This is a genomic window from Planotetraspora thailandica, assembly GCF_016863335.1.
In the GTDB taxonomy this organism is placed as follows: Bacteria; Actinomycetota; Actinomycetes; order Streptosporangiales; family Streptosporangiaceae; genus Planotetraspora; species Planotetraspora thailandica.
Window position 1 is genome coordinate 221,838 of the sequence record NZ_BOOR01000007.1, and the last position, 20,770, is coordinate 242,607.

The window sequence follows — 20,770 nt, forward strand, 5'->3', positions numbered from 1 at the left end:
TGGTCAGCTCGCTGTGATCGCTCGGTACTCCCTGATCTCTGAGCGCAGCGTACGGGCCTCGGTGCTGGTCTGGAAGCGGGGTCCCTCCAGTACTCGGCCGAGATGAGAGAGCCGGGTCGCCAGGGTGGAAAGCCGTTGTTCAGCTGGCAGGCCCAGCACCGGACGCAACGCCGATGCGGCGCCGTCGAGCTGCTGTTTGGCGATGCGGGCCATGGCCATGCCGATGTGAATCTGACCCCACGTGCCGTACGCCCACTCCTCGCCGTGGCTGTAGGCGTCGAGACCTCTTTCGGTCTGTCGTAGGGCCCCGTCGGGGTCGGCGGCGCGCAGGTGGACGCCGGCCGTGTAGTTGCACTGCCGGGCGACGCCGCAGCTGAAGACGCCGCCGACCGAGTCTGGCTGGTCGATGTTCTCGCGGGCGGCTTCCGCGTTACGCAGCGCTTCACGAGCCCTGGGGATGTCGCCGAGGGCCTGCCAGGCGTCGGCTTCCTGGCAGGCGAGGAAAACCTTCATGGTGTCGTTCACGGACAGGTCGTAACCGTGCCGCGCGAGCTGTGCGGCCAGTTCAAGCCGCCCGTCCCAGAAAGCGAGCTTCGAGCGAGTAGAGAGCGCCAGCGCCTGCGCCGCTGGGTCTCCTGCCTGATGCGCGAGGCCCCACGCGGTGCCGGCGTGGGTCTCGGCCGCCGCGGGCTGGCCGAGATCGCCAGAGATCCAGCTCATGAGGGCACAGATCTTGGCGGTTGTGATGAGCAGTTCCCGTGTCTGGTCCAGGCGTTGGTGGCCATTTTGAAGGAGGCGGAAGACCTCTCGGGCCAGCGTGGCCGTCCGCTGAAGGATCAGAAGAGGCGGCTGCTGAAGGTAGTCCCGGGCCAGCCGACGTACCGCGTCGTTGTGGTAGGCCAATGTGTGCTCGCCCACATTGGAAGACTCCGCCCACGCGCCCATCCGGGCGATCTCATCTGCCACTCCCGCCACATCGACCGGTTCTTGTACGGACTGGGCCTGGTAGGGGGCGGTTTCGAAGAGCACAGTGCGCGCGATCCCGAGGGCCCGGCTGTACAGAAGTTGGTAGCGCTCACCTGGCAGGTGTTTTCCTGACTCCCACTTCTTGATCATGCGGCTCACGGTCTCGATGTCCGGTAGCCGCGCATTTCCAGCGGTGTGACGGAGTTGGCGGGCCATTTCGGCGATATCCCACAGCCGTTCCTCGCGTTCGACGCGGAGGCGGACGGCCCACGCCGGTCGTGTCTCTGAGCCAGGCATCGTCCACGACCCTTCGGCGGTAGGGCGGCACTCACGTGTCCGTGTCTGACCGCCATTGTCGTCCTGCCCCGCTCCGTATGCAGGACATCTACTAAACGTGACCAACGTTTCTGGGCCTCGTACATGGAGAGGTTGCCATGGAGCTCCCCGCGCCTTTCCACGGCCCGCATGTCCCGGTGCCCGCCGAGGACGCGACACGCATCACCTGGATGGCGCCGACGCCGCGCTGCGCCCGGATCATGGTCATACGACACACGTGCGAGTGCCGTATGACCATCTATGAGCTGTGCCAGGCAGGTGGGTTGCGGTTCATCCGGCGCACGGCCCGGAAGGCAAGCGGCATGGCGGTGCACGAGACGACCTGGATGCAGACCGCCAAGGCGGCGCGGCTCTGGACGCTTCTTCTCGAAGGCAGAGCTAAGTGATGCCTGGGGGACCGATCGTCCAGAACGGCCGCAGTTCCATCCCAGCTGGCGTTACCGTGTCGCCGTGTCGACCGACGACTATCTGCGTTCTCTTCCTCGCCGCCCGACTGCGTCAGGCGTGTTGATCACTGACGATACGGCGCGAGCTCTGCTGGTTCGGCCCGTCTACAAGGATGGCTGGGAGTTCCCCGGCGGGTCGGTCGACGATGGTGAATCCCCCTGGGACGCCGCAGTCAGAGAAGTCAAAGAAGAGCTCGCACTGGCCCTGGCTGGGCCCCCGGTGCTGCTCTGCGCCGACTGGATGCCCGCGAGCGACACCGACGCAGGCGGCTTTCGGCTCATCTTTGACGGCGGCGTCATGAGCTCCGAGGAGTTGTCGGCGATCCGGCTGCCCGCTGAGGAACTGAGCGAGTGGAAGCTGGTCGACCCCGCTGACGCCGGAGCCTTCCTGCCGCCGATCCGGGTGCGGCGAATCCATGCGGCTGTAGCTGCTCGCCGTACGGGTCGGGTGGCCTACCTGGAGGATGGATACCCCGTCGCCTGACAGTCGGTGATCGCCAGTGAGCCGTGCGGAATTCGACGTCTACATGAGGCGCCGGAACCACTCGCCGGCCGAGGCCTTCGCGGCGCTGACGGGCTGGTCATACGGCTATCCGGCGTTGGTGTGCGAGGACGTCGCACCCTGACCTGCTTAGTTTCTCGACCGAGTCCGAGAAGGGCCAGTGGGGCGGCCAATGCTCAGCTAGTGGTTCACCACTTATGACTGGCCTTGATCGTTAGGGCATATTCGCTGGTCAGCGAATTGCGGCGCGGCCACCCGCCAGCCCGACTCTATGGGGAACTCCCATGATCGAAGGGTCGGCAGAGGTCGTGTTCGATAATTGGCCATCACGCCAGGAATTGAATTCGCCTAATAATGTTTCTCCGGTTTATGTTTTCCAGGCCGCTGGCTTCGATTTCGCCGCCTTTCTTGACTTTTCATATCTCCCACTCACTCCTGGCGACCATTCTCTATGGTCTCTCCTCTGCTCTTGGCTAGGGAAAACTTCGTAAAGACACGCGGGAATTCATTGTGTCGACCTCCTTTCTGCGATTCAATTGTATTGAGAAAAGGCGAGACGGCGTCATCGGGACGTCGCAGAGATCGGAGGGGGAAACATGTCGAATGGAGTTCCCGGTAAGTGCGTTCCTTCCAACATTCCGGGGGAGACGCTCACGCCTGAAGACATGGCGCGCGTAACGCCTGACGATTGGGCGGACATTCGTAGGCTCGCACGCGGCTACTGCCGTACGGTCGACTCGACCCGTTCCCGCAAGCGAATGGACGGGAGCGCGACCATAATCAAGGAAGGGCACGCGCCGTACGGGACGGATGACGTGTCTGACGACGTCACGCAGGACGCCGTTCTTCTATTCGCGCAGCGTCTGCGCGATGTCCTGGCAAGGTGCGCCCCTGCCCCTGACAGCGGCCCTGCTCGCGAGACTCAGGCATGGGTCTACGTCCGTAGGGATGGTGGGGAGATGACCATCACGCGTACGACGCTGCAGCGGTGGGCGGTCAGGGATGCCGCCGCGAGGAACGGCTACAGGATCGACGTTCCGGCGGCTGAGGTCGACGTCACGCCGGGGGCTCAGCTGATGCGCGGTGTCCCGCGCACTGAGACGGTCACGGGGGCGGCTGTGGCGTTCTGCGTCTCGCAGCACAGTACGGAGATGTTCCGGGCGGCGTTCGGCGACGGTCAGGACTTCCCGACCATCGGTCGCATGATCGATATCGCGTCTCAGGCTGAGGACCTGGGGCGCGCGGGGATCCTCAGCACCGTTGCCCAGGCTCGTTACGGGGGCGCGTACGGGTCCCGCCGGAACGTGATCCGAGTGCGCGATGCCGCACGGGCGGAATGGCGGGAACTGTCGGAGCGCCTTGACGACGCCAGAAGCACGATGGTCTACGGCGGCACCTCCACCGCAGAGGAGTAACAACAGCTCGTGAAAGAGCCCCAGAGAACGCTCTGGGGCTCTTTATTTATGGGTGACAATGCTTGTCACCGCGCTACCGGGGCGACAAAGCTTCTGGGAAAGTGCGGACGCTTGGACCGCTGCGCTCCCCGTATTTATATGAGAACGGAATTTGCCGGTGCGTGGTCGACATGTTCGGCGCGCAGTCCGCTCTCGCCTGCTGTTCTGCGGCGTGTTGCGGTGCCGTAGGGCGGCAACGGGGCCGGAACGGTCAATCGTCGGTGCGGCGCATGCGGTAACGCTGCGGAAATGTTGCCGCGTGCGGACGGTCGGGCCGTTCCGGTCACCGTATTTAAGTGAGAGCAGTTCGCGGCGCGAAAGCGCGCTGCGCGTCACGCTCCGCTGCGGGGAAAGCGCGCCACGCATTTCCAGTGTGCGTTGCCCGGACGGGTAACTGTTTGAAGGGGGCGTTTCTGTGGAGGTGAATTCTGCCGTCCCGTCGGCCTGGTCTGCGGGGGATCTGACGGTTTCCAGCGGAGGCCGCGTGATGCAAGTGATCGCGTTGGGTGAGGTTCGCGCGGATACCGCAACGATGGTTCCCGCCGCCGATCCCGACGGCGAACGCGAATACGTGGTGATCGCCGCGCTTGACCCGATGCCTACGGACGCCGAGGTGATCACCTGTCTCGGATGCCTGGCCACGACCCATCTGTGGATTGACGCCACGCAAACGAACCGGGCATCGGGGGCGCGTATGCGGTTGCTGCGCTGTTCTCGCTGCTTCACCGATGCGCTGGATTTCCGGGACTGCGAGATTCATGCGGTGAGCTCGACCGTGCAAGCGCATCACTTGGGCCGCCGTCGCCCGTGACGGCGGCTGTTCCATCCGACTGGACCTCATTGGAGTTGCCATGGCGATGACGCATGCCCTGACTCTGCCGCCGGGGTGGATCATCAACTCACGGTTGGTGCCCGGCTGGCAGATCGACGCCGATCACCTGCTGGAGATAGACGCTGCGGACCGGACCGATGAGGGCCGGATCCGCTGGCGCTACCGGTTGTCGCGCCGCCGCCGCACGATCTTCGCCGCCTCGGACGTCTGCTCGGGCGTCGGTGCGGTCCTCTCCGGTGAGGAACTGATCAGCGCGGCTCGTACGGTGCTGCGCTACCTCACGCTGCAGCCGGGGGACACGGACGCCGAGTATTTCGATGCCTATACCCGGACTCAGCGGGATTGGCGGGACCGCTACGCCGAGGATCTGTCGATCTACGCCATGGACGGCTGGTGCGGCTATTGCGGGGGCGATCACCTATCGCCCGGCTGCCCGTCCCGCTGACCGACACCACCGGCTATTCGAAAGGAGATGATCATCATGGGGCGCTGGTTCGGGTTCTGGTCCGGCGGCAACGGGTACGGCCCGCCGGATCCTGACGATCTTGAGGAGTTCGCGTCCCTGGCCGATGCCCGGAGCAAGCTGATCGACCGGCACCGGTACGGCTACTGGCAGCGCTCGCACTTCGCGTTTACACACCGCGATGCCGCCGACGTGCTCACCCCATGCGTGGGGGATGACTGCGAGATCACGCTCTACGGCTCTCGCGACGGGCTGGACTACCCCGATCAGCGGATCTTCCTTGGACCGCGCGGGGGCGCCCGCATCGAACGCTGCTGACCCGCTCTTTTTCTTCCATTCGTTCGCCCCTGGCCGATCGTGCCGGGGCTTTGTCATGTTCAGGAGGACTCACATGACCTCTCCCTTGGATCACACCGTGCGGCTGAGCCGACCGGCGGATTTCATCGCGATCGTGCCCTACATGCTGGGTTTCCACCCGGAGCGCAGTGTGGTGGCGATGGCTTTCGAGCCCGGCGAAGACTCTGACAGCGGGGTGCGGTCGCTGCGCTTCAGCGTGCGTGTCGACCTGCCGGGGCAGTCGGAGGACACGCCCGACGTGGCGCGAGGCTTCGCCGAGTTGCTGACCCGCAACGGCACCGAACGCGTGATGCTGATCGGGTACGGTCCCGGCTGGCATGTCACGCCCGTGATGGACGCCGTACGCGGCGCCCTGTCCGATGCGGAGATCGACACGATCGACGCCCTCCGTGTTGAGGACGGCCGTTACTGGTCGTACATGTGCCTCGATCGCGAATGCTGCTCACCGGACGGCACACCGTACGACTCGGCGCACAACCAGGCCGCAGCGGCGGCGGTCTTCGCCGGGCACGTCGCGCGGGCGGACCGGGCGGCGCTGGCGGCCACGATCGCCCCGGCCGGCGGACAGGACCGGGAACAGGTGCAGGTGGCAACCCGTACCGTGTGCACCCAGGTCCGTAGCGCGCTCGCCACCGACGGCGGTCACGGCTGGTATCAGGCGGGCCTCACGCAGGTTGCTGCCGCCCTCGACCACATCGAGGCAGGCAGGGAACTACCCGCCGACATGGTCGCCTGGCTCGGCGTACTCCTGACCTCGATCATTGTCCGGGATGGGGCGATGACCTTCATCGGCCGATACGACGATGACACGCACCTCAAGCTGTGGACCGAAGTTACCCGCAGAGTAGAACCGGAGTTCGCCGCCGCCCCGGCCGCACTGCTGGCGTTCGTCGCCCTGCGCATCGGTGACGGGCCGCTGGCGCGCCTTGCGGTTGAGCGGTCTCTGTCCGCCGATCCCAGATACAGCCTTGCGGGACTGGTCGCGTGCGCCCTCGATCACGGGCTACCGCCGGAGATGACCTGCGGAGTGGATTGTGCGGAGATGGCCGACGAGATCGGCGCCCAGGCCGCCAAGCATCCCGCCGCGACCCGCCCGGTACTGCCGGAGGGGTGGTGACCAGCTATGACCTTGTACGCCTGCACCCGATCGGTGGTTCTGGTCGGCCTCAGTCCACACGTTGTGGATATCGAGGCCGATGCAGCACCCGGCGGAGGTAAGTTGCATCTGATCGGCCTGCCGGAGTTGTCGGTATGGCCGGCCCGCGCCCGAATCCGCGCCGCGATCCTGAACAGCGGAACGGATTGGCCGGACGCCCGGATCACGGTGAGCGTGAGCCCGACGATTCCCCGGGCCTTTGAAACGGCGGCCGATCTGGCGTTGGCCCTGGTGACCCTGGCCGCCGCGGGAGTCATCCCACCCGAGCGGATTGCCGGGCGGGTGTTTCTGGGGGAACTGGGGCTGGACGGCCGAATCTGCCCGATCAGGGGCATTCTGGCCGCTGTGGGCGCTGCGGTGCAGGCCGGGATGAGAACGGTGGTGGTGCCCGCCGAATGCGCGCCGGAAGCGGCGCAGGTGCCCGGTGCCGTGGTGATCCCCGTCACTCGGCTGGCCGAGGTAGTCGACCGGCTGCAAGCCGCGACGTTGGACGGCGCCCGTTACCGGGCGGTCGGGCCTTCGGCGTGCCCGGCGAGTTCCCTGGATCTGGCCGAAGTGCCGGGCAATGAGGCTGCCCGCCGCGCCCTGGAGGTGTGCGCGGCAGGAGGGCATCACCTGTTCCTCCTGGGGGACGGCCCGGCCACGATGCTTGCCGAACGACTCCCGGGCATCCTGCCGCCGCTGGATCCGGGGGCCGCTCGGGAGGTCGCTGAGATCTATTCGCTGGCCGGACGGTCCGACCAGGCGCCGGGGACCAGCCCTCCGATATCCGCACCGCACCATACGTCCACACCCGCGACCCTCTTCGGCAGCGTGGCCGGAAACCGCCCGGGTGCCGTCTCGCTCGCCCACCGCGGCGTGCTGCACCTGGCCGACGCGCCCGAGTTCAGCCGTCAGGTGCTAGACGCGCTGCGCGGGCCGATGGGCAACGGGGAGGTACGCGTCGCCGGGCTGGGCCGTACCGTCCGCTATCCGGCGCGGTTCATGCTCGTGCTCGATGCCCGCCCGTGCGCCTGCCCGGAAGGAGGGGACTGCATCTGCACACCTGTGACCAGACGCCGCTACCTGGACCGACTGGTCCCGCTTCTGCCCCGCGTTTCTGTGCGCGCGCCGGTTGCGTGGGAGGCCCGCCGCGAGGGGGCGGGCGAGTCGAGCGCGGTGGTAGCGGCCCGTGTAGCCGCGGCCAGGGAGCGCGCAGCTGATCGGCTAGCGGGCACGCCTTGGCGGACCAACGCCGTGGTTCCCGCGCTGGAACTACGGACTCGCTTCCCCGCAGAGCCGGCGGCGGTCGAGCTGCTGCGATCCACCGTGCAGACCGGGCAGCTGACCTCTGAGGCGTTGCCCCAGGTGCTGCGTGTCGCCTGGACGGTGGCGGACCTGCGCGGCGCCGATCGGCCGACAGTGGAGGACGCCGTAGAAGCCCTGCACCTGTGGACGGGGGACAGCAGCGATGGAGGGCGGTAACCGCGTCCTGGTCCGGCCGTTCTTCCAGGTCCCGGTACGGCCGTGGTGGTGCGAGCTCTATGAGTCGCCTTTTTACTACCCGGGCACCGTCGTTGAGATCGGCCGGAACGGGCGCGATCGGGTTGAGCTCGACGAATCTCTCTACCCGGTCCCGTGGGGGAGCCGCGTCCAGTTGTTCCACACCTCCGAGATCCACCCGTACGGCTGTCACTGCCGGGAGTGCGGCACGCCTGGCCGCGACATCTACCGGTTCCGCGCAGACCAGGAACGGCACCGCGAGGGCGGCCAGGCGTAGCAGACAGGAGAGCGGACGGCCTGCGCTCAAGGCCGCCTGACATGGGCTCGCTCAACGCGGATTGCCATCCTGTCTTTTTGGAAGGCGCTATATCTCGGCGGACGGTCGAACGGTTCCCGTACCCGCATTTAATCGACGGCATTTCGCGAGCGAAGATCGCAACGTCAACGGCGGCTTATTCGGGGTCGAGCTATGCCCCTATTTCTTTTCCATTCCCACGACCAAAGGAGAATTCCTATGAACGATCGCGACCTCTATGAGCTGGTAGCCAAGGCAGCCGAGCACCTGGACGGCTTCGAGCCGCTGATCCGGCCTGGCCATCCGGCGTACCTCGTAGGGACGGGCGGCGCCCGGCTCGTCGTGCACCGGCTCTGGAACCGGGCGGGACGTATCAGGGTGCAAGGCGTATACCCAGACGGGATCCGGGGCCTTCTTCCGGACCTGCCTCGCCATGAGATCACGGTGCTGTCCGCCTGGGGAGCCAAGTTCGTGGCGAAGAAAATCGAGCGTCGGCTCCTTCCCGGTTACCGACGGGATCTTGCGTCTTGCCAGGACCGACTGGTGAGCAGGGAGGCCGAAACCCACGCCCGAACAGAGCTTACGAAGACTCTGCTGGCCATGCTGCCAGGGGCCACGCTCACCGAGAAGCAGCGCGAGACCGTCATCCGGTGGCGGCTGGGCGAGGCCTCCGGCTCGTTCGTGCTCCACGGAGCCGCCCTGGACAACTCGATTGAGATCCGCAGGGCGGACCGCGAACTGACCGAACGCGTGGCCTATGCCATACAGCAGCGCTCCATATGAGCTCCCGGCCCGCGCATTTACACAACAGGGCACCGGCGGACGGCCGGTGCCTTTTCCATTTCCAGTGAACGGAGAAGGATATGTCCCGGGAGTCTCTCGAATGGTTGAACGCCAATACCTTGATCGGGTTTACGGAGAAGCGGGGTACGGCCTGGCACTATCGGGCGAGCATGCAGGGCGAGAAGCCGAACCACTACTCCGGCCCGATTCCGGTCGACGACGTCAAGCGGCGTTTGTTCGGCTGGGAGGCGTTGAGTAAACCGATCTACGTCGAGGACCCGCGCGGCGGGCTCGCGGAGGTTCCCGGCCGGCAGGCGATCCTGCGCAGCGACAATGGCCACGTCATGGGGATCTTCTCCGACAGCTACGAGCCGCACCCGTACGTCGAGTGGTTGATCAACACTATCTCGCGACTCCTCGACGCCGACCTGTCGATCGGCTCTGCCGGACTCCTCAAGGGCGGCGCGGTCGCCTGGGTATCGGTCGAGGTTCCCGAGAACGTCGTCACACCCGAAGGCGTCGAGTTCCGGCCGCACCTGTTCGGCGCGACGTCGTTCGACGGATCCTTGGCAACGACGTTCAAGCGAGCGGTGACCAACATCGTGTGCGACAACACCATGGCCGCCGGCCTCGCGGAGCGCGGGCAGCAGGTCAAGATCAAACACTCGCGACACTCGAAGATTCGGCTCGCCGAGGCCCGTGAGGCGTTGCACATCGTGTACGCGTTGGCCGACGAGTTCTCAGCGGCCGTCCGCGACCTATGCCGCGTGGAGATCAGCGGGCGGGAGTGGCAGGCGTTCCTGGACGCCCAGGTACCGATGCCGCGCCAGCGAGGCCGCAGCCGCACCATCGCTGAGAACAAGCGGGACACGCTGGCCAAGCTCTGGAATCACGACCTACGGGTGACGCCCTGGCGCGGCACGGCGTGGGGCGTGGTCCAAGCGGTCAACACCTTCACCCACCACGAGCAGAACGTACGCGGTGCCGAACGCGCAGAACGCAACATGCTCCGCGCTGTCACCGGCGGCATCGACGAACTCGACCAAGGAACCCTGTGCACCCTGTCGAAGGTGCTGGGCCGTCCGCTGACGCTGTAGCGGCACGACCTTGGGCGCCGGAAACATAGTGCGGTCCTAGCATCACCGGGACAGCTAGTCTCTGATCACATAGCGTTCAGGCTTGAGCGGCAGGCCGGTGAGCGCGCTGGTTTCCGACGGCGCGAATTGAACGCGAGCGAGGGAGAGGCCGGATGAACGAGGAGACGGCCCACCTGCTCTTCGACGTGATCGAGCGGCTTGAGTCAAGCATTCTTGCCCGGGACTGCCCCGCGATCGTCGCGCTGGAAGGGGATCGCCGCCTCATCCTCAGTGACTACGACTACCTACGTGATCGAGAGACCGCAGTCGCGTTCGAACACCGAGCCGCCATGAAGGCCCTGGAGATCAACACGAGACGGTGGGTCCTGGCGGTGCCACAAGTCTGGATCTTCGAGCCACCGAGCACCGTAGCCACCCGAGCGGTCTCGAACCATCCCTTGCGCGAAGGTGAGCAAGAGGCCATCACGTGGATGAGCTTCGACCGTGACGATGGCGTGGACTACGGCCGCGTCGCCTACACACGCCGCCCCAACGGAGAACCCGTCTTCGAGGAGCCGGAGATTTTTGAGGTCGGCGTGCAGCCGAGAGAAATCATGCCGGGGTTCACGCTTCTACAGGAACTCCTCGAACAGTAGCGGGGCCGGCCCCCTCGAAAGGGGAACGGCCCCTGACCGGTTCAACTCTTTGAGAAAAGACGAGATGAGATCGGTCGTAACCAGCCTACGGCTGCAGCGTTGGCCCTGGGCAACGTTCGGTGCTTATGCCACGAGCATATTTACGAAGCACAGAGCTACCGGAAATCGTTGCGCCCTTCGTGACGCTCCGGGGACTCACCATCCGCTGAGCTTGGCATCACAGGCCGCCAATCTCCCTCGATGGCCCGTCCCGGTCGGAAACATAGTCGAGTCCCGGCCTCAGGAGGGGGGAGCCCGGACAAGCGAGACGACACTTGCCCCGCTTCCCACGCGAGGGAGTGGGGCAGGTGTCGTCGATGAGATGCTCGTCTGCCCCAAGCGTTGCTACCGGAGCCACACACCCATGAGACTGGGTGATGGAAACTCGGGATGGGGATGAGATGACCTCAAAACCTAGATCATTACCTGCGAAATCGATGGCTTTGCGTGCCATTGCGTGGGCGGTGGTATGCATGCTGTTCGGGTTGCTCTGGTTGATGCTGTCCCCTGTCGGGAACAAGGTGTTGTTACTTATCCTGTTCGTTCTGCTCGCTGGAGCGTGTGTGGTGTTCGGGTGGAAATGGGGGCTATCTGACGCAAAAGCTCTTTCGCCGAATGCGAAGGCTCCGTCATTGCTTAGAAAGCGTGGAATCGCCAGCGGTCGTGTGGTACTCGTGCTCATATCCTTAGGGGCGATCGGCGGAGCCCTGTTCGCGAATGCCTCATCGGGAAAGGTATCCGACGTAATAGCGTTCTGCTTGGCTTTGTTCTTCGTCTCGCCGTTCTTCTCGTTGTTTAGCGGCTACTACTTGGCTCGAGCGCGCGCGGAAGGGTGACGAGGCGATCGTCCTATATGGGTGCCGGGAGCACGTGCGCAAGCTTCTGCGCACGCGGTAATGATCCATCTGCTGACGGCTGTTCTGTGCCAAGGAGTGGGCTCAAATCGCCTGGTCTGAAGGTTGGGGTTGCAGGCTCGGCTCGGTGTAGATCTCGATCGGCGCTGCGAGGGTCTGGTGGCGATGATGTCAAGTTCCACCGAGACAGGGCATGATGTGCAGCTGGCCGAGCGTATGCCCATGGGCTGCGCACGACCGGCCCCGGCATCATGACAGGTTGCCGTTACTTCGCCAGGGAAGCTGCTGAGGGCCGGGTGAACCCGGTCACCGGTCGGCCGCTCCGGTATGACGCGATCGTGATCGGTCCGCATCGAGTGCATCGAGCCTCGACCATCTTGCCGTCTCCCACGACGATCCCGACGTGGCCTGGTCGCTGCGGGGAACTGCCTGGTCCGCTGTTGAAGAACACGAGGTCACCAGGCTGTTCCTGGCCGGTCGGGACGCGGGTGCCGAACGGCCACTGCTCAAAAGTGGTTCGGGGAATCCGCACGCCTGCGGCGGCATATGCCTTCATTGCCAGGCCGGAGCAGTCGAAGGCGTCCGGGCCTTCGGCTCCCCAGTGATACGGCTTGCCCATCTGAGCCAATGCGAACTCGACCACTCTGGCTGCGATCGCGTGTCGCCCGGAGGCGTTGTCGACCGGCACCCCCGGCCCAAATGGGGCTCCGTCAAAGGGAATGCCGATCTCGGCTTCCAGCTCCCTGCAAAACTGGTCGGCGATGGTGGTCAGGATTTCATCAGCGTGCCGTCCAAGCTCGTCTGTGCCGAGTTGTTGCCCTGGGTTCCGACGGGCCAGATCTGCTGCGACGATGACCACGACCTCGTCACGCGGAATGCCAAGCCCCGCGGCGGCTTCAATGCTGGCCCGCATGTCATCGGCATTGGACGTGTCCGCAGCTTGCCTGGATGGTTTGCCCCTCCACAACAGAGTGACCAGCGCTTTGGCGATCGGCTCGTGTTTGGCGTAGGCGTCGCGTAGGTCCTCACGTGGGCGCTGCACAAGTGCTGCGGCTTTGGTGAGGGGCATGCGCTCCCAGCCAGGGATCTCGATCAGGCGCGCGTAGAAGGAGCGCGCAGCGTGGTCGGGGTCGGTGACTTGCTGCTTCGTCCCCCAGCCTTGTGATGGCTGCTGCTGGAATACGCCGTACGATCCGTTGCCAGTCTTCGGATTGGTGAGGCTGCTTTCCTGGATCGCGGTCCCGATAGCGATCTCGGCGGCTCGTGTGGGCAGCCCTAGGCTGACCGCGACCTTCACGATTTTGCGGGCGTTCGCGATCTGCTCGGATGAGAGCCTGACGCGGGCGGACGGTGCATGTCGTGCGGCGTCGGATGAGGCGTAGGCGCAGACCGCGGACCTGAGCTTGGCGGTATTGGCGACGGTGACGGCGTACTTCGCTCCGCTGCCCAGTCCGGCGATGATGACGATGCCGCACACCAGGCCGCTGCCCGTTGCGATGAGAGTGCCCACGCCGAATGTGGTCAAGGGCTCCCCGCTTGCGCGAAGTGGTGCGCAAGTTCGGCGAGGCGGAGCCGACCTTCAGTGCGGTTGCCCGGCAGCCATAGCGGCCCGTGCGGTTCGTCGCCTTCGACTGCGGTGGCAACTGGTACAGACGCCAGGGCGCTTCGGGCGCGTAGCCGGTCATGCAGATTGGCCTCACGCCTCACGCCGCTGGTGAGAAACAGGACCGGTGTATCGATCCCAGTAGTAGTAGCGAGCGCGGCGTATCCGCCGAGCTTGGCCGCGACACGGTCGAGCGATTCGGTGCCGGTGTCGTATTCGAGGAAGAAATCCAGCGTGAGGCCGTTCTCCGCCCATCGGCAGTAGGCGTCGGGGCGTGCGTGTTTGCCCCACATGGCCTTGCACCGTGCCTCTGTCCACCAGGTGCGCAGCCGGCATCCGTCCGTACGGCGGGCCTGGGCGGACAGTGCGGCGAACACGCTGTTGACACCGGTGGTGTGCGCCAGACGCTGGCTGTACGCGATGGTCAGGGCTTGCCCGCGCCGGTATCCGAATTCGGACACGGTGAGGCCGTCTTCCAACGCCAGGACGGCGGCGCCGGCCTCCCCCAGCACGTAGTGCCAGGGGGCGGAGCCGAGAGGGGGCCGGGGACGGAAGCGGTCCAGTGCACCGAGACGGTTCAGCTTCACCAGGCGGTGGCGGCCGGTGTGCTGGTTATCGAATGCCGCTTGCAGGAGTTGGTGGGTGGTGAGGACCTCGTGGTTCCAGACCAGGCGGAGTAGGCGCCGGTCGTGGTTGGTGAGCCGGCTGACGAGTGAGTCGAGGACCTGAGGTGTGTAGTGCTGGTTCATGAATCTCCTTTGGGTTGGTTTCGTGGGTCATCGGTCGGACGAGAGTTCGCTGCGGGGTGCCGTCCGTGGTTCTGAGAGGCGGCGGCCCGGATGCGCTGGGCGAGCTGGTGGTCTGGTTCGGGCAGTGGCCGGGTGCGCAGGGTGAAGGGTGGGACTTCTGCGGAGCGCACGACGAGACGCGCGGCGCCTTGGAAGGCGTCGAGGTGGGCCAGGTCGTGTGCGGTCAGGTGCGGGCTGAAGTGATGTTCGACCTCGCGGGCGTCTTCGGGGGAGAGCGAGAAGTAGATCTTGTTGCGGGCGTCGGAGCTGATGGCCTGGCGCAGGTCGCGGGGGAGTTGGGCCAGGTGTTGGTGGGCGAGCACCATCGACAGCCGGTAGGCGCGGGCTTCGGCGAGCATCTCGCTGAGCGTGTGCGGCAGGTTGAGGAAGTTCTGCGTCTCGTCGACGTACAGGGCGGCGGGTGAGCGGGCGTGCCCGAGCCTGGCCCGCCGGGCGGCTGCCTGCCAGACCTGGGCGAGGAGCAGCGAACCGAGGAGCCGGGCGCTGTCGTCACCGAGGACACCCTTGGGGAGACGCGCGAGCAGGATTCCCCCGTCCAGTACGGCACCCAGGTCAAAGGTCGACGTGGCTGAGCCGATGACGCTGCGCACGAACGGCCGGAGCAGAAAGGCCCGCAGCTTGTTCATGATCGGGGCGGTCACATGCGCCTGGGCTTGCTCGGAAAGGCTGTCGTACCACTGCCAGAAGCCCAGCAGGAATCCGTCATCCAGCGTTTCAATGAGTTCGGCACGGTAGGCCGCGTTGGTGAGCAGTAGCGGGATGTCGGCGAGGGTGCCGCCGTGTCGCGCGAGCGTGAGGGCGCATCCGCGCATGATGTCGTCGGTACGTGGTCCCCAGGAGTCGGCGTAGATCTTGTGGAAGATGCCGACGAGGTTGTCGACGCCGGTCTCGTTGGCGCCGCCGAGCACGTTCAGCGCTGGCCCGGGGTGGCGGTCGTCGGGGTCGATGAGTACCACCTTGTTCGCGGCTTCCTCGGGGATGAGTCCGAGCAGGTCGGTGATCAGGTCGCCTTTGGCGTCGATGACGGCCACGCCGCGGCCGGCCTGGATGTCGGAGAGGATCATCTGGGCCAGCAGGGTGCTTTTTCCGGTGCCGTTGGGGCCGAGAACGTGCACGTGGTGGCAGGAGTCGGCCACTCGTAGCGCGACCGGCCGCTGATATCCGGCGTCGGAGAAACCGAGCACCTTGCCCGCCGAGGCGATGTGCGGCGCGGGCGGGACCGACCTGGCCCCGGCGCGCCGAAGCCCGGGAACGGCGACATCCAAGGGGAGGTGCGCGAGAGCGGCGAGTTCAGGAACTGAGAGTAGGAATCCGCGCCCGAGCATCCGCGACGCCAACCGTGCGGCGGGTCGGGGCAGCCGACGCCGTTCCAGCCGGTTGTGCCCAGAGAACACGGCGAACGACGAGGCCATCGCGTGCGCTCGGCCTCTGATGGCGTTGCGCCGGGCGTCCGGTATGCCGCCGTCATCGGCTTGCACGGCATAGCGCACGGCGACCTCGTACCGGGACCGCTGGGATTTGTCGCGGATCGCCCGGGCCTCGGCCGACTCCTCCAGCCGCGCGACACGGTTCGACGGGCCGAGATGGCCTGGATGGAGCCGTGAATGCATCGGGCCGGGAGTGACGAAGTCGAGACCCCCTCTGACCAGCCCTGCAGGACCGCCGCTGATCACCTGGGCCAGGCGGCGGCCGGTGGCAGGGCGAGCGAGGATCTGAACCGCCGCGTGCTGCCAGGCTGGCATGCCCACTCCGGCACCGAGCAGTGCGCGGAGCGGGTCGTGGGCATGGTTGTGCCGGATCGGTAGCGACTCGCTTCGCGCGATCACGAGCCGTCCGCCGGTGTCCCGCCCGGTCAGCGGAACCGGCGGAGCCGCCTCGACGACCGCAGTACGCGCGGACGGCCAGGCCGACTCGATGGCGTGCTCCACGAGGTGCTGAGGGATCGTTCCGGGGACCCACAGCCGGATCCGGACCCCGCCGACGCCGAAGACGTATTCGAAGGCCAGATGTGGCTGGCCGAGCAGGGCGCGTTTCCAGGCCGGCCGCAGCAGCCCCATCAGGTTCGACCACAGCGCTTCCGCTCCCGGCATATCCGCGATAGGGGGAGCGAGGATCTCCACGCACCGCGCCCCTTTGGCCAGAGCCCGGTGGCGGAGCCGTACAACCAGGGAGCCAAGGACCTCGACCACGAACAAGGCGGCCGAGAGCATGAAGGTCAGCTGCCAGGCGTGCGCGGTCAGCCAGGCCAGCAGCAGATCCAGCAGCGCATCCGGGTCGGAGAGAAGGTCGTGCAGCATCAGAGTTCGTCCTCCTCGTAGGTGGCGAGTTCCTCGGGCGATGAGGTGACCAGCCGGTGTTCCTGCTCGCTGGCCAGCACCTGGAAGGCGACGCGGGCGGCGCCGGAGTCGGCGGTCAGGAGGCCGAAGCCGCGATCAGCGGTGAGGAGCAGTTGCCGTTCGCCGTCTGAGAGGCGGAAGGCGTCGGCGACCGTGTCGATGGCCTGAGGTGCCTGCCGCAAGAGGATCTGGGTGGTTGAGTTGGCGACGATCGCTTGGCCGACGTCGCAGCTGAGCAGGTCGGCGGCGTCCTGGGTGACCACGGACAGGCCGGCCCAGTGCTTTCTCGCCGCCTTGGCCATGCGGAGCAGGAATTTTGCGCCCTCCGGGTCCTTCATGAGCAGCCACGCTTCGTCGACGACGACCAGGCGGGGACGCCGGTTGTGCGGATCGGAAACCCGCCGCCAGACCGCGTCCAGGGTGAGCAGCGTGCCCACGGCTTTCAGTTCTTCTGGAAGATCCCGGAGTGAGAAGACGATCAAGTGAGAGTCGGGCCGTGTGGTGGTGTGCCCGTCGAAGAGCTGGCGGTGGCTGCCTGTGACATACGGCGCGAGCCCGGCCGCCAGTTCCGCGGCTTTGGGGTCGCCGTCGTCGGTAAGTACGCTTACCAGATCGCACATGAGGGGTGGGCGCCGGTTCCAGGTGCGCTGGTCGAAGGTGATGCCCGCTTGCTTGTAGGTGGCGATGATGGCTCGGTCGAGCGCGGCCTTGCTCGCTTTGTCCAGCGGGCCGCCGAGCATGACCGCGACCAGCGTGTGCAGGAACAGCGAACGCCGAGTGAGCGGATCGCCGTCCCGCCGGCTTTCAGGGAGCAGGTCGAAGGGGTTGAGCCGGACATCGGGGGCGCCGAGGTGGAGATAGGCGCCGCCGACCGCCGAGCACAGCCGGGCGTACTCGTCTTCGGGATCGATGACGGCAACCTCGACCCCGGCGTACAGGGAACGCAGCGCTTCGAGCTTGGCGAGGTAGGACTTCCCGGCTCCGCTGCTGGCGATGATCGTCGAGTTGTGGTTGGGCTGGGCGAATCTGTCCCAGGTGACCAATGATGCGCTGGCGGCGTTCGCTCCGTACAGGACGGTGGTCGGTCCGAGTTCGGCGGCCAGATCTGGGCTGGTGAAGGGGAACGCCGCTGCGAGCGCGGGAGTGTCGAACGTCCGGCCCATGGCCAGGTTGTCGAACGCCAGCGGCAGTGAGGACACCCAGCCCTGCAGTTGGCGGAAGGCGACCTGGCGGGCGTCCAACAGGAGGGAGGCGGCCAACGCCCGGACCTGGGCACACGCGTCGTCCAACTCTTCCTGTGCGCCTGCATGGACGGTCAAGTAGATCGAGGCGCGGAACAGCTTCGCCTGCCCGCGCGCGATCCTCGAGGCCAGATCTTGTGCGTCCTCGGCGGCGACCTCCGTTCCAGGATCCAGGAGCCGGCCGTGCTGCTGATCGCTACGAAGACCGGACTCCAGGCGGGCGAGTTGCCTACGCAGCCGATCTGATGCCACCAGCGAGGGGACCGGGTCGAGATGCAGAGACACATCCAGTCGGCCGGGATAGGTGAGCAGCGGCTCGAGCCAACCGGGGGTGACCTCGCGCGGATAACCGCTGATGGCGAGCGTCGCGCACAGCCCGCCGCCGACCTGCAGATCTCTGGGCCGGACCTGGACCGCGTCCGGGCCGAACCCGTTGTGGGTGGAAGCCGTACGCCTGCGCAGGGAGAGTCTCACCAGCGTTCTCCTCTCGTGATGACCTCGCCCGGAGCGGCCAGTTCGCCGTCGGGCAGGGGCGGAGCGGTCGGGTCGAAGCAGGAAGCCAGTAGCGCCGCTGTTGCGGAGGCATCGAGCAGGCGGACGGTGAGCCCGCACGCCGAAAGCAGCCGGGAGGCCTCGTCGAGACGGCGCAGCGCTCGGGCCGCCGCTGCGTCACGGCCGTTGGGCCCAGCCGCGGGCTCACGCATGATCAGCAGGACTTGGCGGCGGAGCAGGTCATGGCGGGCGGAGATGTCAGCGAGGAAGGCCGCGTGCTCATGCGCGGCGGCGACCAGCGCGGGGTGGGGAAGACTCCGGGCGTTCGCCGTCAAGGTGGAGATGGTGGGGGTGAGGTCCACTCGTTCGGCCCGGACCAGGATCTGTGCAGGGCCGGACAGCGAGTTGAGCCAGCGTCCGAACACGGCGACCAGCGCGTCCTGCTCGTCGGGTGTCCGCAGGGCGAAGCTGACCGTGGACACTTCCGCCACGGCGGCGACGCCGTCCGGTCCAAGATCGATCAAGCCGTCTCCCGCCACGCCCCGCGCAGGCAGGCGGAGCGGTGCGGGAGGGCGACCGGTCCGGGCAGCCACCCAGGAAGGGGGCGGGGGGATGTTCCCCGGTGTGGAGACCAGGGACTTCGCGGAACGCTGGTGACGGATCGCGGCCAGCAGGTATCGGTCCAGGGAGACGCCGTCGCGCCTCCCGATCGCCAACAGAACGCCGAGAATCCCGAATGGGAGGGCCACGGCGGCGCAGACGACCAGCGGCACCCGATCGCCGACGATCAGATAGATGGCGTAGAGAAGGCCCCCGGTGCCGCCCAGGATGGTCACCTGGCGAGCGGTGAAGCCGCCAACGAGCCGATCCTCCTGGTCGACGTCGGCGGGGATGCGCACCGGCTGGACCCAGCTCATCGGCCCTCACCTCCGCCGCTACGGCCCGGCTTGTCCGGTGGCGTACGGCGGGAGCCGGGTTTGTCAGGCCAGCTGGCAGGAGCTGCCGGAAAGACCGGTGGTCGGAACACGACCGGCGGAACCGGAGGGCGAGACACAGGTGAGGGGCTGTTCTGGGCGCGGAGCCAGTACATCTGGGCCAGTCCGGCGGGGCCGTTGGCGTAGTAGGTCTCGCGCGGGTAGCCGTACACCGGCGTGATCCGGGGCACTGGCGGTGACGCCTGCGGCATGGGACGGTATCTGCCCTGCCCGGCCGGACCGGACGGAGCATGCTTGATCGGCCCGCCTTCCCAGTCCTGCACACGAATCGGCCGCCGGGCGGTGACTGGCGCGTGCTTGATGGGGCCGGTACCCCTCCGGGCGGCGGCCGTCATCACGGTGGCGGCAGCCGTTCCGGCAGGACCTGCGGCGATTGCGGGCAGTGCTCTGCCGGCCATGGCGGAGACGGCCGTGCTCCTCGCGCCGCCGGAGCCGTGGCCACCTCGCCCGCCCCTGCCGAGATGCAGGGCGTTCAGCACGGGTGAGGTGAGCTTGTACGCCAGGGCGTACTTGACGATCCGCGTGATCGCCGAGCCCTGTCCCCGTGCCTCCGCGAAGATCCTGCGGGATATCCACCCAGGGATGCGGGTCAAAATGATCAGCAGGCAGAGGGCGAGCACCAGGTTGACGAGCTGGCCGCCAGGGGTGACGCCGAGCAGGAGACGGCCATCCTGGTTGAAGACGATCCGTACCGCCAGGACGAGCGTGAGCGACTGCGCGACCTGGATGAGCAGGAGCCCAGTGAAGGCGCGCCACCAGAACCGGGCCAGCCCGTCGGTGTACGGCAGCGCGAGACAGGCCAACGCAAGCGGTGCGGCGACCACGAGCAGCAGGACCAGAGCCGCCCGCATGACGAACGTGATGAGTAGGAGGACGAGCAGAATGACCGCTACCAGCGCGAGCAGGACGTAGAAGATCTCCTGCTGCCCCGGGGCGATGACCATCAGCCGCAGAGTCGCCGCTGCCCGCCTGCCGTCGAAGTCCTGCCCGAGCAAGGCTTTCGACAGCGCGTTCGCCAGCTCGATGAGCTTGCCGCAGATCGTAAAGCTGGAGTTCGCCGCGAAAGCCGCGACACACAGGCGGGGCAGGACTTCCTTGACCGCGTACCGGGTCTGCACGGTCTCGTGTCCCATCGCGGCGATCGCGCCGAGAGTGGTGAGCAGAACGAAGCCTGTGTCGGCGATGACGGCGTTCGCCTTCCACAAGTCGAACACCCTGCCGCTGCCGGACACGTCAGGTGTCGCCAGGAGCGTGGCCGCCAGCATGTCCAGCAACGGCTTGATTGCCAAGCCCACCAGGTTGGCGAACCAGGAGTTGATCTGGCCATTGATCCAGTCACCGATTCCGAAGCCGAACGCTGGGCGCTCCGCGGGCAGAACGTCATCGATGCCGGGCGAAGGAGGGATGGGCGTCGCCGGACCGGCAGCCTCAGCTGCGACAGCGGTGAAAGCAGCGATGGCGGCAAGAGCGCCGATGGCAGTGGCAGCAGTGACGGCCAGCCGTGCCACCGTCCGGGCAGCGGAGCCAGGAGCCTCCAGGTCCTGTTTGCCGCTGTTGGATCTGCTGTGGCGACGCCATCTCACGAGGTAGGTCATGG

At 66.6% G+C, this 20,770-nt stretch carries 21 protein-coding genes; 14 read left to right on the forward strand and 7 right to left on the reverse strand.

The features are described 5' to 3' along the window. Positions 1 to 3: 3 nt before the first annotated feature. A complete protein-coding gene (locus Pth03_RS05975) occupies positions 4 to 1,263 on the reverse strand; it encodes an NsdA family TPR-like regulatory protein (RefSeq protein ID WP_203943113.1) in 1,260 nt (419 codons plus the stop codon). 137 nt (positions 1,264 to 1,400) lie between these two features. On the opposite strand from Pth03_RS05975, the gene Pth03_RS05980 reads away from it, so the two are divergent. The 14 genes from Pth03_RS05980 (at position 1,401) to Pth03_RS06040 (ending at position 11,679) form a co-directional block, all read left to right on the forward strand. Next, complete coding sequence (locus tag Pth03_RS05980) at positions 1,401 to 1,688, forward strand: hypothetical protein (RefSeq protein ID WP_203943114.1); 288 nt, start codon at positions 1,401 to 1,403, stop codon at positions 1,686 to 1,688. A gap of 64 nt (positions 1,689 to 1,752) precedes the next feature. Further along, entirely contained in the window at positions 1,753 to 2,232 is a 480-nt protein-coding gene (locus Pth03_RS05985; protein ID WP_275413036.1) for an NUDIX domain-containing protein, read from the forward strand. A 16-nt stretch (positions 2,233 to 2,248) separates the two neighbouring features. Next, on the forward strand, positions 2,249 to 2,374 hold the full coding sequence (locus tag Pth03_RS41985; protein WP_275413037.1) for a hypothetical protein: 126 nt from the start codon (positions 2,249 to 2,251) through the stop codon (positions 2,372 to 2,374). Positions 2,375 to 3,209: 835 nt separating this feature from the next. Beyond that, positions 3,210 to 3,665: a hypothetical protein gene (locus Pth03_RS05990; RefSeq protein ID WP_203943116.1), complete on the forward strand. Its 456-nt coding sequence runs from the start codon at positions 3,210 to 3,212 to the stop codon at positions 3,663 to 3,665. Between the two features lie 523 nt (positions 3,666 to 4,188). Beyond that, positions 4,189 to 4,515 (forward strand): hypothetical protein, encoded by a 327-nt coding sequence (locus tag Pth03_RS05995; RefSeq protein ID WP_203943117.1) that lies wholly within the window; start codon positions 4,189 to 4,191, stop codon positions 4,513 to 4,515. A 40-nt stretch (positions 4,516 to 4,555) separates the two neighbouring features. Then, positions 4,556 to 4,981: a hypothetical protein gene (locus Pth03_RS06000; RefSeq protein ID WP_203943118.1), complete on the forward strand. Its 426-nt coding sequence runs from the start codon at positions 4,556 to 4,558 to the stop codon at positions 4,979 to 4,981. 36 nt (positions 4,982 to 5,017) lie between these two features. Beyond that, a complete protein-coding gene (locus Pth03_RS06005) occupies positions 5,018 to 5,317 on the forward strand; it encodes a hypothetical protein (RefSeq protein ID WP_203943119.1) in 300 nt (99 codons plus the stop codon). 73 nt (positions 5,318 to 5,390) lie between these two features. Next, positions 5,391 to 6,473 carry a DUF4192 domain-containing protein gene (locus tag Pth03_RS06010; RefSeq protein WP_203943120.1) on the forward strand — a complete coding sequence of 361 codons (1,083 nt, stop codon included), beginning with the start codon at positions 5,391 to 5,393 and terminating at the stop codon, positions 6,471 to 6,473. Between the two features lie 6 nt (positions 6,474 to 6,479). Further along, a complete protein-coding gene (locus Pth03_RS06015; RefSeq protein WP_203943121.1) occupies positions 6,480 to 7,976 on the forward strand; it encodes a YifB family Mg chelatase-like AAA ATPase in 1,497 nt (498 codons plus the stop codon). Next, positions 7,963 to 8,271 carry a hypothetical protein gene (locus tag Pth03_RS06020; RefSeq protein WP_203943122.1) on the forward strand — a complete coding sequence of 103 codons (309 nt, stop codon included), beginning with the start codon at positions 7,963 to 7,965 and terminating at the stop codon, positions 8,269 to 8,271. The genes Pth03_RS06015 and Pth03_RS06020 overlap by 14 nt, the downstream gene beginning before the upstream one ends. Before the next feature lie 237 nt (positions 8,272 to 8,508). Continuing rightward, on the forward strand, positions 8,509 to 9,072 hold the full coding sequence (locus Pth03_RS06025; RefSeq protein ID WP_203943123.1) for a hypothetical protein: 564 nt from the start codon (positions 8,509 to 8,511) through the stop codon (positions 9,070 to 9,072). An 80-nt stretch (positions 9,073 to 9,152) separates the two neighbouring features. Further along, positions 9,153 to 10,169 carry a DUF932 domain-containing protein gene (locus tag Pth03_RS06030; RefSeq protein WP_203943124.1) on the forward strand — a complete coding sequence of 339 codons (1,017 nt, stop codon included), beginning with the start codon at positions 9,153 to 9,155 and terminating at the stop codon, positions 10,167 to 10,169. A gap of 152 nt (positions 10,170 to 10,321) precedes the next feature. Continuing rightward, the gene (locus Pth03_RS06035) at positions 10,322 to 10,804 is read left to right on the forward strand and encodes a hypothetical protein (protein WP_203943125.1); all 483 of its coding nucleotides are present in this window, start codon (positions 10,322 to 10,324) and stop codon (positions 10,802 to 10,804) included. 512 nt (positions 10,805 to 11,316) lie between these two features. Beyond that, positions 11,317 to 11,679, forward strand: a complete 363-nt coding sequence (locus Pth03_RS06040; protein WP_203943126.1) for a hypothetical protein — start codon at positions 11,317 to 11,319, stop codon at positions 11,677 to 11,679. Between the two features lie 283 nt (positions 11,680 to 11,962). Here the strand turns inward: Pth03_RS06040 and Pth03_RS41280 are convergent, their stop codons facing one another. From Pth03_RS41280 to Pth03_RS06070, 6 genes are read right to left on the reverse strand one after another with little or no spacing between them, the layout of a single operon-like run. Beyond that, positions 11,963 to 13,222: a C40 family peptidase gene (locus Pth03_RS41280; protein WP_239118782.1), complete on the reverse strand. Its 1,260-nt coding sequence runs from the start codon at positions 13,220 to 13,222 to the stop codon at positions 11,963 to 11,965. Beyond that, complete coding sequence (locus Pth03_RS06050) at positions 13,219 to 14,049, reverse strand: replication-relaxation family protein (protein WP_203943127.1); 831 nt, start codon at positions 14,047 to 14,049, stop codon at positions 13,219 to 13,221. The genes Pth03_RS41280 and Pth03_RS06050 overlap by 4 nt, the downstream gene beginning before the upstream one ends. Then, on the reverse strand, positions 14,046 to 16,406 hold the full coding sequence (locus Pth03_RS06055; RefSeq protein ID WP_203943128.1) for a type IV secretory system conjugative DNA transfer family protein: 2,361 nt from the start codon (positions 16,404 to 16,406) through the stop codon (positions 14,046 to 14,048). The genes Pth03_RS06050 and Pth03_RS06055 overlap by 4 nt, the downstream gene beginning before the upstream one ends. Further along, a complete protein-coding gene (locus tag Pth03_RS06060) occupies positions 16,406 to 18,160 on the reverse strand; it encodes a VirB4 family type IV secretion system protein (protein WP_239118783.1) in 1,755 nt (584 codons plus the stop codon). Before Pth03_RS06060 ends, Pth03_RS06055 begins: the two co-directional genes overlap by 1 nt. Then, positions 18,157 to 19,095, reverse strand: coding sequence for a PrgI family protein (locus Pth03_RS06065; RefSeq protein WP_203943129.1), 939 nt, complete (start codon positions 19,093 to 19,095; stop codon positions 18,157 to 18,159). Before Pth03_RS06065 ends, Pth03_RS06060 begins: the two co-directional genes overlap by 4 nt. After that, positions 19,092 to 20,768, reverse strand: coding sequence for a conjugal transfer protein TrbL family protein (locus Pth03_RS06070; RefSeq protein ID WP_203943130.1), 1,677 nt, complete (start codon positions 20,766 to 20,768; stop codon positions 19,092 to 19,094). The genes Pth03_RS06065 and Pth03_RS06070 overlap by 4 nt, the downstream gene beginning before the upstream one ends. Positions 20,769 to 20,770: the final 2 nt, after the last annotated feature.

Bases quoted from the DNA above. Each gene is read 5' to 3' on its own strand.
- Pth03_RS05975 (WP_203943113.1), bottom strand. From the start codon at position 1,263: ATGCCTGGCTCAGAGACACGACCGGCGTGGGCCGTCCGCCTCCGCGTC.
- Pth03_RS05980 (WP_203943114.1), top strand. From the start codon at position 1,401: ATGGAGCTCCCCGCGCCTTTCCACGGCCCGCATGTCCCGGTGCCCGCC.
- Pth03_RS05990 (WP_203943116.1), top strand. From the start codon at position 3,210: ATGACCATCACGCGTACGACGCTGCAGCGGTGGGCGGTCAGGGATGCC.
- Pth03_RS06000 (WP_203943118.1), top strand. From the start codon at position 4,556: ATGGCGATGACGCATGCCCTGACTCTGCCGCCGGGGTGGATCATCAAC.
- Pth03_RS06005 (WP_203943119.1), top strand. From the start codon at position 5,018: ATGGGGCGCTGGTTCGGGTTCTGGTCCGGCGGCAACGGGTACGGCCCG.
- Pth03_RS06010 (WP_203943120.1), top strand. From the start codon at position 5,391: ATGACCTCTCCCTTGGATCACACCGTGCGGCTGAGCCGACCGGCGGAT.
- Pth03_RS06015 (WP_203943121.1), top strand. From the start codon at position 6,480: ATGACCTTGTACGCCTGCACCCGATCGGTGGTTCTGGTCGGCCTCAGT.
- Pth03_RS06020 (WP_203943122.1), top strand. From the start codon at position 7,963: ATGGAGGGCGGTAACCGCGTCCTGGTCCGGCCGTTCTTCCAGGTCCCG.
- Pth03_RS06025 (WP_203943123.1), top strand. From the start codon at position 8,509: ATGAACGATCGCGACCTCTATGAGCTGGTAGCCAAGGCAGCCGAGCAC.
- Pth03_RS06030 (WP_203943124.1), top strand. From the start codon at position 9,153: ATGTCCCGGGAGTCTCTCGAATGGTTGAACGCCAATACCTTGATCGGG.
- Pth03_RS06035 (WP_203943125.1), top strand. From the start codon at position 10,322: ATGAACGAGGAGACGGCCCACCTGCTCTTCGACGTGATCGAGCGGCTT.
- Pth03_RS06040 (WP_203943126.1), top strand. From the start codon at position 11,317: ATGCTGTTCGGGTTGCTCTGGTTGATGCTGTCCCCTGTCGGGAACAAG.
- Pth03_RS06050 (WP_203943127.1), bottom strand. From the start codon at position 14,049: ATGAACCAGCACTACACACCTCAGGTCCTCGACTCACTCGTCAGCCGG.
- Pth03_RS06055 (WP_203943128.1), bottom strand. From the start codon at position 16,406: ATGCTGCACGACCTTCTCTCCGACCCGGATGCGCTGCTGGATCTGCTG.
- Pth03_RS06065 (WP_203943129.1), bottom strand. From the start codon at position 19,095: ATGAGCTGGGTCCAGCCGGTGCGCATCCCCGCCGACGTCGACCAGGAG.
- Pth03_RS06070 (WP_203943130.1), bottom strand. From the start codon at position 20,768: ATGACCTACCTCGTGAGATGGCGTCGCCACAGCAGATCCAACAGCGGC.